The 12599-nt window shown below is 66.3% G+C and carries 9 protein-coding genes and 3 pseudogenes; 8 read left to right on the top strand and 4 right to left on the bottom strand.

All coding sequences use genetic code 11. The features are described 5' to 3' along the window. Positions 1 to 3: 3 nt before the first annotated feature. The 7 genes and pseudogenes from ACSQ86_RS30625 to ACSQ86_RS30595 form a co-directional block, all read left to right on the top strand. A pseudogene (locus ACSQ86_RS30625) lies at positions 4 to 378 on the top strand (NAD(P)/FAD-dependent oxidoreductase); the annotation flags it as partial. A gap of 34 nt (positions 379 to 412) precedes the next feature. Then, a pseudogene (locus ACSQ86_RS30620) lies at positions 413 to 625 on the top strand ((2Fe-2S)-binding protein); the annotation flags it as partial. Then, complete coding sequence (locus tag ACSQ86_RS30615; protein ID WP_436307390.1) at positions 615 to 1991, top strand: NAD(P)/FAD-dependent oxidoreductase; 1377 nt, start codon at positions 615 to 617, stop codon at positions 1989 to 1991. The pseudogene ACSQ86_RS30620 and the gene ACSQ86_RS30615, both read left to right, overlap by 11 nt. 34 nt (positions 1992 to 2025) lie before the next feature. Further along, complete coding sequence (locus ACSQ86_RS30610; protein WP_436310388.1) at positions 2026 to 2379, top strand: RidA family protein; 354 nt, start codon at positions 2026 to 2028, stop codon at positions 2377 to 2379. A 25-nt stretch (positions 2380 to 2404) separates the two neighbouring features. Beyond that, positions 2405 to 3067 carry an aspartate/glutamate racemase family protein gene (locus ACSQ86_RS30605; RefSeq protein ID WP_436310387.1) on the top strand — a complete coding sequence of 221 codons (663 nt, stop codon included), beginning with the start codon at positions 2405 to 2407 and terminating at the stop codon, positions 3065 to 3067. Between the two features lie 349 nt (positions 3068 to 3416). After that, positions 3417 to 4685, top strand: a complete 1269-nt coding sequence (gene otnK / locus ACSQ86_RS30600) for a 3-oxo-tetronate kinase (RefSeq protein WP_436310386.1) — start codon at positions 3417 to 3419, stop codon at positions 4683 to 4685. Then, positions 4682 to 4975, top strand: a pseudogene (locus ACSQ86_RS30595) (class II aldolase/adducin family protein); the annotation flags it as partial. The gene otnK and the pseudogene ACSQ86_RS30595, both read left to right, overlap by 4 nt. 543 nt (positions 4976 to 5518) lie before the next feature. On the opposite strand, the gene ACSQ86_RS30590 reads toward ACSQ86_RS30595, so the two are convergent. After that, complete coding sequence (locus ACSQ86_RS30590; RefSeq protein WP_436307394.1) at positions 5519 to 6871, bottom strand: hypothetical protein; 1353 nt, start codon at positions 6869 to 6871, stop codon at positions 5519 to 5521. Positions 6872 to 6873: 2 nt separating this feature from the next. Then, on the bottom strand, positions 6874 to 8559 hold the full coding sequence (locus tag ACSQ86_RS30585) for a LamG-like jellyroll fold domain-containing protein (RefSeq protein ID WP_436310385.1): 1686 nt from the start codon (positions 8557 to 8559) through the stop codon (positions 6874 to 6876). Here ACSQ86_RS30585 and ACSQ86_RS30580 point away from each other — a divergent pair. After that, the gene (locus tag ACSQ86_RS30580) at positions 8546 to 8983 is read left to right on the top strand and encodes a hypothetical protein (RefSeq protein WP_436310384.1); all 438 of its coding nucleotides are present in this window, start codon (positions 8546 to 8548) and stop codon (positions 8981 to 8983) included. The two genes, ACSQ86_RS30585 and ACSQ86_RS30580, sit on opposite strands and share 14 nt — an antisense overlap. Positions 8984 to 9527: 544 nt before the next feature. Here the strand turns inward: ACSQ86_RS30580 and ACSQ86_RS30575 are convergent. Both ACSQ86_RS30575 and ACSQ86_RS30570 read right to left on the bottom strand, forming a co-directional pair. Beyond that, positions 9528 to 11237: a carboxylesterase family protein gene (locus ACSQ86_RS30575; protein ID WP_436310383.1), complete on the bottom strand. Its 1710-nt coding sequence runs from the start codon at positions 11235 to 11237 to the stop codon at positions 9528 to 9530. A 123-nt stretch (positions 11238 to 11360) separates the two neighbouring features. Next, positions 11361 to 12284 carry a LysR substrate-binding domain-containing protein gene (locus ACSQ86_RS30570; RefSeq protein ID WP_436307396.1) on the bottom strand — a complete coding sequence of 308 codons (924 nt, stop codon included), beginning with the start codon at positions 12282 to 12284 and terminating at the stop codon, positions 11361 to 11363. Between the last annotated feature and the right edge of the window lie 315 nt (positions 12285 to 12599).

The following is a 12599-nucleotide window of genomic DNA, read 5'->3' as shown; positions in this document are numbered from 1 at the left end:
TACATGTCTTCGAGCGATGTGATCGTGATTGGCGGCGGCTTGGTCGGCACGGCAGTGGCCTACGGGCTGGGCCAGCTCGGCAAGAACATCACGGTCCTGGATGAAGGCGACGATGTGTTTCGCGCTTCCCGCGGAAACTTCGGCTTGATCTGGGTTCACGGCAAGGGCCGCGGCGTTCCCGACTATGCCCGCTGGACCAGGGAGTCCGCGCGGCTGTGGCCCGCGCTCGCCGCGCAACTTCACGGCGAAACCGGCATCGATGTCCAGGCCAGGCAGACCGGCGCCTTCAACCTGTGCTTTTCCGAGGCCGAACTCGCGGCGCGCAGCGAGCGGCTTGCCGCCGTGCGCGATGAAGTAGGCGGCGAATATCCCTACGAGATCCTCGACCGCGCGGCCCTGCTGCAGCGACCAGCGCTCGGTGGCTGCCGCCTTGCTGGCGGCCGGTGTGTCGCGCTTTCGCTCCACGCCCGTGTCGGGTGCGCCACGTGCTCCCTACTGCATGATGGGCGTTTGTTTCGAATGTCTGCTGGAAATCGATGGCGTGGCCAATCGCCAGGCGTGCCTCGTGACAGTGCAACCGGGCATGAAGATCCGCTCGCAGGAAGGCGCCCGCCATGCAGCTTGACGCGGTAGACGTGGCGGTGATCGGCGCGGGCCCGGCGGGTCTCGCAGCGGCTGCCAGCGTGGCCGAACTGGGGCTGTCGGTCGCATTGCTCGACGAGCAGTCGCATCCCGGCGGACAGATCTACCGCGACGTCACTCGCGTTCGGGCCGATCGGCTGCAGGTGCTCGGGAACGACTACGCCGCAGGCCGAGCGCTGGTGGAGCGCTTCACGCAATCGACGGCGCGGCACGTGGGCGGCGCGTCCATCTGGAACATCACCCGTGACCGCGTCATTCACTACTTGAAGGATGGGCGATCCCAATCCATGACAGCCGGCCAGGTCATCCTGTGCACCGGTGCGATGGAGCGGCCATTTCCGATTCCGGGCTGGACGCTGCCCGGCGTGATGACGGCCGGGGCGGCGCAAATCCTTCTCAAGAGCGCCGGCGTGGCGCCATCGCAGCCGGTCGTGCTTGCGGGCTGCGGACCGTTGCTGTACCTGCTGGCTTGGCAGTACTTGCGGGCCGGTGTGCGCATCGGCGCGATCGTCGACACCACGCAGCGCGGCGACTACCTGCGGGCCCTGCGCCATCTCGGCGGCGCCATCGCGGGATGGCGCGACGTGAGGAAAGGGCTGGGCCTGATCCGTAGCATCCGCGACGCGGGCATCCCCTACCACCGCGCTGCCACCGATCTCGCCGTGGAAGGGAGCGCACGGGCGGAGGCCCTGCGCTTTCGTATCGGAGCCACGTCGCACCGGGTGCAGACCGACCTGGTCCTGCTGCACCAGGGCGTGGTGCCGAACAACCAGATCACGGCGTCGCTGCGCCTGGCGCACCGTTGGGACGACCAGCAGCTGTGCTGGGTGCCGGCGGCCGATGCCTGGGGCCGCCTCGAGCTGGACGGCTTCCTGATCGCCGGCGACGGGCGTGGCATTGCCGGCGGGTTGGCAGCGGCCTTGCAAGGGCAGCTCGCCGGCGTGGCCGCGGCGCACGACGCCGGGCGCGTGTCCGAACTCGAACGCGACCGCCAGGCCGAGCCGCTGCGGTCGGCGCTTCGTCGCCAGCTGCACATCCGGCCTTTCCTCGACACGCTTTACCACCCCAAGATGCAGCATCGCGTGCCGGCCGACGACGTGATCGCCTGCCGCTGCGAGGAAGTCTCGGCCGGCGAACTGCGCCGATCGGTTGCCCTCGGCTGCCAGGGGCCGAGCCAGGCCAAAGCCTTCACGCGCTGCGGCATGGGCCCCTGCCAGGGCCGCCTTTGCGGCCTGACGGTCACCGAGGTCATCGCGCATGAGCGCGGCGTCTCTCCGGCCGAGGTCGGCCACTACCGGATCCGCGCTCCCATCAAGCCGATCACGCTCGAACAGCTGGCCGCACTTTGATTCCATTTTTTCTCAACGCCTGGAGATCGCACCAATGACCGACATCACCCGCATCGAACCCACCCATCGCCTCAGCCGCCTGGTCGTGCACAACGGCGTCGCCTACATGACAGGCGTCACCGCGCAGGACGGCACGTTGGACATCCAGGGCCAGACCCGCCAGGTGCTCGAGAAGATCGACGGCCACCTCGCCAAGGCCGGCATCGACAAGACGCGCATGCTGTCGGTGCAGATCTGGTTGAAGGACATCGAGCGCGATTTCGCGGGCATGAACGAGGTGTGGGACGCGTGGGTGCCCAAAGGCGCCGGTCCGGCACGCGCCACCGGCGAGTCCAAGCTGGCACACCCCGACTTACTGGTGGAGATTCTGGTCACCGCCGCTGTCTGAGCCGTTGACCATCCGAAGGGCTTCCATGGTCCGGCGCATTGCCTTCATCCATACGGTTGCGATGCTGGTCGAGCGTTTCCGTCCGCGCTTCCAGTCGGAACTGCCAGAAACGGACTGCTTTCACATGCTGGACGAAAGTGTCCTGCAGGATCTGATCCGGCAAGGTCCTTCAAGCGGCATCACGCGCCGCATCGTCACACTCTCCCAAGTGGCGGCCGATGCGGGTGCCGAGTTGATCGTTTTCACGTGCTCGTCGACCTCACCGGCCATCGATACCGCGCGCCAGACGGTGAGTGTGCCGATCCTCAAGATCGACGATCCCCTCTACGCCCGCGTGGCAAGCGCGCCAGGCCGCGTCGGCCTGATCTGCACGACCTCGTCGACGGTCGCACCGAGCCGGGCACTGCTGACTGCGCACGCCCAGAGCGCGGGCCTGGATATCCCGGCGGAGAGCGTCCTGTGCGCGGCGGCATTCGACGCCTTGGCCACTAACCGGCGTGACCTGCACGATCGCCTCGTGTGCGAGGCTGCGGCAGAGTTGGCGCCACGCGTCGATCGCATCGTCCTGGCGCAGGCCTCGTTGGCGCACCTGGGCGAACCGCTCGCCGACCAACTGGGGCTGCCGGTCTTCGCGAGCCCGGAACTGTTGGTGCAGGAGGTGGTCGCCCGAGTACGGGATTCGGCCTGATGCTTGCCCGCCATGACCGAAGCCGCCGCCCCCTCACGCTCGAGGTCTTGAAGGCGGCGGCAGAGAGCGCGCGCGCCCAGGGAGTTTCAGTCCTTGCGCTCACGGACAGCGTCCTGTCGCCATCTGCCCGCCACACGCAGGTCATCCTTGAAGGTGCGCGACGCGGAGCTCGCCGGCTTCCGCACGGTGGCGGTGTCGTTGGCCTTATGCCATGGCCTGGCCGTAGGCCTGGTCATGGAAGAGGAATCCAGGACTCGGCGCGGCACGCGGCGAACGGCACGATAGTCATCGCCTGGCTGCGATCCTTCTCGGGCAGCAAACTGTCCTTCGCTCGCAACAAGGAATAGCCATGACCATCCTGCTCGGCTGCATCGCCGACGACTTCACCGGCGCGACCGATCTCGCCAACAACCTGGTGCGCGCCGGCATGCGCGTGGTGCAGACCATCGGCGTGCCGCAAGAGCCGCTGGCCGCCGAAGTCGATGCGGTGGTGGTGGCGCTCAAGTCGCGCACCATCGCGCCGGCCGAGGCGGTGGCGCACTCGCTGGCCGCGCTGCGCTGGCTGCAGGCCGAGGGCGCGCAGCAGATCTATTTCAAGTACTGCTCCACTTTCGACAGCACGCCCGAGGGCAATATCGGGCCGGTGACCGAGGCGCTGATGGATGCGCTGAACTGCGATTTCACCATCGCCACGCCGGCCTTCCCCGACAACAAGCGCACCGTCTTCAAGGGCTACCTGTTCGCCGGCGAGGTGCTGCTCAACGAGAGCGGCATGCAGAACCATCCGCTCACGCCGATGACCGATGCCAACCTGGTGCGCGTGCTGCAGGCGCAGACGCGGCGCAAGGTGGGGCTGATCGATCATGTGGCCATGGCGCAGGGACCGGCCGCGATCGGCGAGCGCATCGCACAGTTGCGCGCGCAGGGCGTGGGCATCGCGATCGTCGATGCGGTCTCGAACGACGACCTGCTGCGCCTCGGCCCGGCGCTGGCGCAGATGCCGCTGGTCACGGCCGGCTCGGGCGTCGCGATCGGGTTGCCGGGCAACTTCGGCATCGCGCCTTCGTCCGCCGCGAGCGCGCTGCCTGCGGCTTCGGGGCTCAGGGCCGTGGTGTCGGGCAGCTGCTCGCTTGCCACCAACCGGCAGGTGCAGCACTTCATCGCATCGGGACGGCCGGCGCTGGCGATCGATCCCTTGCGCATCGCGGCAGGCGTCGACGTGGCGACCGAGGCGCTGGACTGGGCTGCACCGCTCGTCGAATCCGGCCCGGTGCTGGTCTATTCGACGGCCGAGTCCGGCGCCGTGAAATCGGTGCAGGGCCGGCTCGGCGTCGAGGAGGCCGGCGCGATGGTGGAGCGCACCATCGCCGCGATCGCGCGCGGGCTGGTCGCGCAAGGCGTGCGCCAGCTGGTGGTGGCGGGCGGTGAAACGTCCGGCGCCTGCGTGCAGGCGCTCGGCATCGCGCAACTGCAGATCGGCGCGCAGATCGACCCCGGCGTGCCGTGGTGTCATGCGGCGTGCGAAGCGGCCGGCGGCGCGGGTCTGCATATCGCGCTCAAGTCCGGCAACTTCGGCACTGACGATTTCTTTTCGAAAGCCTTTACAGTCATCGGATGAAAGAGAGCGAATCGCGCGAAGAGATCTGCCGGATCGGCCGCAGCCTGTTCGAGCGCGGCTATGTGCATGCCACCGCCGGCAACATCAGCGTGCGGCTCGCTGACGACGGCTTCCTGATCACGCCCACCGATGCCTGCCTCGGATTTCTCGACCCGGCGAAGCTCGCGCGCCTCGATGCCGGCCTGAACCAGACCGCCGGCGATCGCGCCAGCAAGACCATCGCGCTGCATGCGCGCATCCATGCCGCAGCCACGCGCTTCGATGCCGGAACGCGCTGCGTGATCCACACCCCGAGAGCATCCATATCGACGCGTCCGGCGGCATCGCGTGGAAATGCGTACGCGCGTTTGGCATGGAATAGTGACTGGAAGCGAAGCTCGTAGTCGAAACGCGGGGTTGCGGCATCAGATGAAGCGTTTCATGGCGATCTCCTTTTGCGTGCATTGATGTTCGCCCGCGCAGCCCGTTTGAACTAGCCCCTTCGTGCGCTCGCTATCCGCAAACTGCCAGTACTTGCGTTGGAGCCATAAGAAGGGGGCTCATCGATGACCATGCCGTGCAGCAGCTCTCAGGCGCTTCACTTCATCAAGGAGGCGGTTGTCATGCCGCCATGAACCTGCCGCTCGATCAAGAGATGCGGGTGGAGTGACGTGGAGAAGGTCCAGAAACAGCGAAGCCCAATACCGTGGAAGCCCGTCCCCGTCCCACGGGCGAAACTACGCGCCTGGCGCTAGAGCTTTCACCAGCGCGGTGTTGCCGCTTCCGCCAACTGGGGCAATCCGATCATCTTCAGGTGATCAATGTGGGAGGGAACAGAGGTTGCTGGCGGTGCGCTACTTCAAGGTGGCGCCGCCTCGTGCGAGGTACTGACCCGACAGGCGGGCAAATTGGCCACCATCGGTGCTGATCGAGGTTTGATGGGCCCCCCCTGAGCTGAAGACGATCGCGAAAGTATGGGTGTCACCGTACTCCTGGGCGTTGCGCAGCATGTAGTCGACATGGTTGTTGCGATAGTGCAGGTCGGTGCCACCGGGCGTGGCGGACGGCACGCCCATCGGCGTCTGCCACCACAGGATCGGCAGTCCATTGCCCAGGGCTGCGCGATAGTCCGAAATCTGCCTCTGGGACTCGTGGAAGTTCGGGCTGGTGATGTTGCTTTCGTCCCAATAGAACGGGCCGCTTCGTCCCGTGCATTCCGCGGGAGGCGATGGGACTTCCCTGCAGCCCGCGTCGCGGTCGCTCGTCTGGGCGACGATGAAGTCTGCCTGATGTGCCCCGACCGCCCGCATCTGCGCGCCGACCGCGGCAGCGGTGCCGCTCCAGAATGCGGGCGGGAACCCCACCAGCGCCTTGGGCGCGATCTGCCTGCCCATCTGCACCAGGCATTGGCCGAGGCCCCCGGCGGTGTTCGGCAAGCCGCCGCATTCGGGCTGGCTGTTCACGACGGCCGCCATTTGCGTCGCATCGCGATTCGGCGCTTGCGCCGCAACGAACCCCCAGAAGTCCGGCTCCAGATTGATCAGAACGGGCGTACCGAGGGCTGCAATGCGCTGGTACATCAGCCGGACCTGCGCCCAGTAGTTGTTCATGAAAGTCGCGTTGGCGATGCCGCTCAAATTGCCCTCGCCGTTCGCAGTCATCTGGTACAGCGTGAACATCGGAATCGCGCCGTAAGCCTGGATGGCCTGCGCGGTGTACGTGACGTACGCCCCGTCGGGACTGTTCCAGCTGGGCCAGGCGCCTGCGCCAACGCCCACGAGGTAGGTGTCCACGATGTCCGGACGAATGCCCTGGCTTTGCATCTGCGCGAGGGTATTGCCCGCGCCGAGTCCGACCAGCACCCGAGCGGGCTTGCCGAGCTTGGCCACCAACGCGGCGGTCGCCGCGACGGGCGAAGCGCCTTCACCTGTGCCACCGGTGCCACTTGTGCCACCGCCGCTTTGGCTATCGCCACCCTGGCTGACGCCATTACCGCCCTGGCTGCCACTGCTGCCGGCCAAGCCACCGCCTTGAGTACCGCCGCCTCCGCCACTGCCGCCACCGCAGGCAAACAGGAGCACCGAAAGCATCAGTGCAGAAACGCATCGTTGGGAAAACATCATCATGAAAAAGGCGCTTTTGAGATTGAAAGAAGACCAGCCGCCGCACACGTCCCGAACTTCGATTCTGGGGATCCGTCGCTTCAAACCTAAACCAACGCTGCGATCTCAGCCGCGCTCAAGGCCCCGTGGTAGACCCGGAAATCGTCCACGCGCCCCGGCAGCGTCGGATCTGCGGTGAACTGGGAGCGCCCGAGCCAGTTCTGCGTGGTCTCCCCGAGGTCGAAGGGCGCCAGCGTCATCTGCGTGTTGGTGCCCACTGCGATGCCGTCGACGTACAGCGTGCCGAGCGTGCCGGACAGGGTCACCGCCACATGCACCCAGCGGCCGGTCGGCAGCGCCGCAACGCCCTCGATCAGCTGCTCGTTGTAGCCGTGAACCGTGGAGATCGCAAAGCGCACCGTGCCGACATTGCTGCGCGGCGTCAGCATCATGTAGCGGCGCGGGCCGGAGCCGAAGTCGAAGACGCGCGACCATGTGGCGGCGCTGTCCAGGTACACCTTCGCCGCAATCGTGAAGTCGGCGAGGTCCTTCACCAGGCCCGCGGCGAGCGTGGCGTGGCCGTTGGCACCGTCGTCGGTCTTCTTCTGCAGCAGCAGCTCGGACTTGATCGCCGCCTGCACCTCGTTCGATGCCGCGCTCTCCCCTGCCGCATTCACGGCAACGATTGCGTAGTGGTACACGGCGCCGGGGATGACGGTGTTGTCCGTGAATGTCAGCGTGTCGGTGATGCCCGAGGTGATCGTGGTGTAGGGGCCGCCCGCGCTGCCCGCGCGCTTGACCGTGTAGCTCTGCGCGTCGGTGCAGCCCCACCACGACAGCAGCACCTGCGGCCCGCGCACCCGCGCCGTGAGGCCGCTCGGGCGACCGCGCGTCGCGATCGGGTCACGCGTGAAAGTCAGGGTTCCGAAACCGAGTTGATCGCCGTTGCTGCCGTCCCGCTCGGGGCGCAGCTGGGCCGCCTGCAGCGCCGCATAGGGCGTCGCGATGCCGAGGCGGTTGGCGTAGTGGTTGTGCACGCTCTCCCAGACCACGCGCTGGTGCCCTTGCGCGCCCGTCGACAGCACGGACTGCGTGCCTTGCCTGTTGATGTTGGTGAGGAAGGGCACCGTGTAGAAGGCGCTGGCCGCATCGCGCAGATTGGACTTCGCCACGTATTCGACGCCGGCGAGGAAGCGGTTGTTCTCATAGCCGTAGATGTCGTCGCCCTGGTTCCACGCCATCTCGCAGAACGCGCCTGCGAGGCCGATGCCCAGCGTGCAGTGGCCCTGGTCGCGGCCGCTCTCCTGCCATTGGCCCAGATAGCCCGGATGCACGTGGTAGACCGCCTGCAGGCCCGCCCCGTTGCCTTGACCGGTCTTGTAGTAGCCGAGGGCCTCGTCGTAGATGTCCTGCCGGTCGCACAGCACGCCGATGGCCAGCATCGATGCCAGCGCGCACTGGTCCCAGTTGGCCCAGTAGTTGGTGATGACGGCACCGTTGTGGTTGACCAGGAAGTTGTGGTTGAGCGGATAGAACACCGTGAGCATCATGTTCTGGAAGCGCGCCAGGTCGCTCGCCGCCCAGCCCGCGTAGGAGCGCATGATCTCGGCCGCATTCGCGAACTGGTAGCCATAGATGCCGGCGGCCAGGAAGCGGTCGGCGTTGCCGTGGATCGCGGTCAGCGTGGACGACCATGCGTTCAGGAACACCACCGCGCGATCGGCGTAGCGCACGTCCCCGGAGACCTTCCAGCGCAATGCGAGCTGATAGGCGCGCGCGATGTCGATGAACATCTGGGCGAAGTTCGAATCTTCGCCGCCGCGGATGACGATGGCCAGCGGACGCGGGCTGGCGCCGAGCTGGGAGCGGCCGTTGGAGGTCAACGCGTTCCAGCCGCTCAGCCCAGGGCTCTGCACCGGCCGCGACCTTCAGGCGCATGCGCTCGAAATCGGCTTCGGTGTGCAGCAGGCCGGGATGCGTGAACTTTCGCGCTTGCGAGGCCGGGGTCGAGTTCGCGGCAGGCTCGGTCGCAGCGACTTCGGTGGACGTGGCCGTCGAAGTCGCCGCATTCTGTTGCGCGGTCCCGAGCGCGCCGGCGCCGCCAAAGCCGCTGCTTCCACCGTCTCCGCAGGCCGCGGTTCCCAGGGCCGCGAAGCTCACTGCGCCCATGCAGAAAAGGCGGCGATCCATCGAGATGGTGTTGTTGTCGTTCCCTGATGGATTCACTGTCGACCTGGCGTAGTCCTGTTGAAGGAGCGATTCAGCAACATGCATGCCCGTCGTTCGCGGCGCAGCACCCGAACGGGTCCGCGCAGAGGATCCGTGTCCGGCACCTGACAACCAGCGTCATGCGAGACGCTCGATCAAGCGAAAAATGTCACACTCCGATGCGCTTTAGCGGCGCGCCGGGATCCATGAAGCTGAGGAGATACGAACTTCACCTTACAAGACGCCGCATTCGCTTGAAACGCTCAGCCAAGCTGGAGAGCCACACCGCAGCGCAGCACACGAGCTCAAGGCAAGCTTTAGACGCTTGGTCCGCCGCGCTGGACCTGCTCGTGCAGCCTAACCTGTACCCTGCAATCGCCGCCGGATGTTCGGCCTCGCCAAAGTCGGACAGCCGACACCCATGTCTCCGCGGCGCTCGGTCACCCAGCGCCGCAGGAGGTTGGCCCCACCCCCTCAAGGCAAGTTCTCCCGAAAAATCACCTGACTCCGCGTCCATTCCCCCGCCTCGGACGGTGCGCGTGGCGCGAAACCCTCAATAGCCCAGCACAGCATCCCAGACCGTCAATTGATTCAGCTTCGGCACCGCACCCAGCACGGTGTCGCCTGTTGCGCCTTCGCCCCAGCGCACCGCAGTCGCAGTCCCGGGCCGGTACAGCGGCCAGGCTTCACCGGTGCCGAGCCTGGGCTGCGCCTCGCTGGCGAACGACACCATGGCCGCCATGAATTGGTTGGACAACTGCGCCTCCTGCGGTGCGGCACCCAGCTTGTCGCGGTGGTAGTTCAGTCCGTAGGTTCCGAACAGCATGGGAACCTCAGCGCAGTGCGGCACGCCACGCCCGGGCGCCTTGACCGCATGCATGTAGGTGCCGAAGCGAACCGGCACGCCGGCCGTGGAAAGACGGGCTGCATAGCGCGTCCCGAAATTGCGCAGCAACTGGTCGCCGAAGATGTCCATCCACAGCAGCGATGGCGTCGTCGGCCGCTCTTCCGCAACCGCGGCTTGAACATACACGTCGATGACTGTATTGGCGGCGTCGGTTCGCCCACCGAGCTGGGCCGCCAGTGCGGCGCCCAGGGCTGGCAGCGTGGCGGGAGGTGTCGGCGTGAGCATGGTGTTGGTCGCCGGATCGTAGAGGTCCCACCAGAACGCGCCTTCGTCGAGCGTGTAGTCGATGACGACAGGCAGGTCCGACGGCCAGTCGCGCCGGGTCCAGTCGCCCAGGTAGGTCTTGCCGTCGGCGACGGGCGCGAGCTTGTAGGGCGACGCGCCCGAGGTGAATCCTGCCGGCAGCGGCGCCGCATTCTGAGCCAGCTCCGCATCGTGCAATGCCTTTGCCGGCACGTCCCGCAGCCCGCGTGGCGTGGTACCGAGCTTGGTCGCGAGCAACTCGGTGTAGGCCGCCGCATCCGACACGGTCAATGAGGCAGGCGGTGTCACGTTCGGCGGGCTGAGCAGCACGGCCTTGTGGAAGGTGCTGCGGTACGCAGGGTTCTGGGCCAGCATCGCCGTGTGCATGGCGCCGCCCGATTGGCCCACGACGCAGACGCGCCCGGGATCGCCGCCGAACGCGGCAATGTTGTCGCGCACCCATCGCAGCGCCGCGTCCATGTCCTGCAACTGCCAATTCGCCGTTGAGCCATTGCTCGCATCGACGAAGTCCGGATGGGACAGCAAGCCGAGAGCGCCCAACCGATAGTTGGCCGTGACCACGACGACGCCGCGCTGCGCAAGCAACTTGCCGTTCATGAGCGGCATGCCGGTTGCGCCGGTGCGGAAGCCACCACCGTGGAACCAGACGATCACCGGCAGGCGCTGAGCTCCTGATGGGCTCCAGACGTTGAGCGTCAAGCAGTCTTCGCTTTGAAGGTCTGGCGATGGATAGATCCAGGACACCATGCCTCCGACGGTCTGCAGGCTGGCTGCCCCGAAAGCAGCGGCGTCGACGATTCCGGTTGCAGGCTGGACTGGTCGCGGCGTCTGGAAGCGCAGTGGCCCTACAGGTGGCTGGGCATAGGAAATCCCCAACCACGAAGTGACGCCATCTTGCTGTCGGCCGCGAAAACTGCCGGACGCGGTTGCGGCCACGAGATTGTCATCGCCGCCGACACCGATGTCGCCGATGCCGCCGCCGACGCTGTCACCGCCACCGCCGCAGCCCACCAGGGGCGCGGCTGCCAGTGCGGCACTTGAGAGCAGGAAGCGCCGGCGTGTGGCCGCTGCGCGAAGAGCGTCTATTTGCATATGTCTCCTGTCGGATGCACCGCCCGGGGGTGAACGGCTAGGGAGAATGCTAGGTATCGCGCGTACTTCGCATAAGGCCGCCACCGCAATGCAGCGTTCCAGAGGTGCAATGATGCAGGGTGGTCAGCGCATACCGCGTTCGAGCGAGGCCATGCCTTCTGCCAGCGCATCGATGAACCGGCGACCCGCCAGCGTGAGGGCGCGCCGCGAGGGATACAGCACGTAGATGCCCACCTGAGGCGCAGCCCAGTCAGGCGCGATCACGCGCAGGCGGCCTTCTTCGATGTCCTGGCGGCACAGCGCATGCGGTAGCTGTGCGACACCCACCCCTGCCAATGCCGCTTCGCGAATGAGCAGCAGGTTGTCGGTGCTGAAGCGCACGTCCACGGCGATCTCATGCTGGCCATGACGGGAATGCTGCAGAGACCATTGCGCAGGATCGGGGAAGAACGTCCATCCCACCGCCGGAAAGCAAGGAAAGTCCGTCGGTCCCGGATTCTCCGGGATTTCGTGCGCCAGACCCGGTGCGCTCACGATCACGTAGTGCGCATGCACGAGGCAACGTGCGACCAGGCTCGAATCGCGAAGTGGTTGAAGACTCGGCTGTATGGCGAGGTCTGCCGGCGCCATGAAGGGACGGCTCCTGCCATCGGTCGACTCGATCACGATTTTCACGCGGGGATACCGTGCCATGAACGCGATTGCGATGCGGCCGACCAAGGCCGAAGCCAGCGCCATCGGGCACAACACACGCAACATGCCCGAGGGTTCGCCGCGCGAATCGCTTGCTGCGGCCGCAGCGCCTTGCAACTGCGTACGAACGCTCACCGCGTCTTCGTAGGTTCGCCAGCCGACATCGGTCACCGTGAAACGCCGCGAGGTGCGCACGAGAAGATGGACGCCCAGGTTGTTTTCGAGCGCCGCGACCGAGCGGCTTAGCCGCGAGGGTGGAACCCCGAACCTGGCGCCTGCAGCATTGAATCCCCCGGCGTCCACGACAGCAGCGAATGCCATCAGGTCTTGGAACAGCTTCGACAGTTCATCCATGAGGACGGTAGCTTAAGGTGGTCACGAACGTCAGGTCCTGGGCGAACTGAGCACCACCTGCGAATGACTGGTATTGCCTTATTGTCCTTCGCAAGCATTGGCGATGCTCGACTGTCGTCCGGCGAGGATTGGCCGCGTTTCGCTGAAGGGACAGACTCGGCGATATCGATCGGACCAAGGAGGGCAGTACTCTGACAGTGGGCTCGGCTCCCAAGCCTGCCCAATTGGACGTATGGGACGCACTGCTGGGCTACTAGGATCGCTTGAGACACGTCCTTCAAACGGGATACTCGATGTGGGCTTCGTCGCTCGTTC

Source organism: Variovorax sp. LjRoot130 (assembly GCF_964253755.1).
Classification (GTDB): Bacteria; Pseudomonadota; Gammaproteobacteria; order Burkholderiales; family Burkholderiaceae_C; genus Variovorax.
The sequence above is the reverse complement of the archived record's forward strand: the minus strand, read 5'-3'. Positions and strand labels throughout refer to the sequence as shown.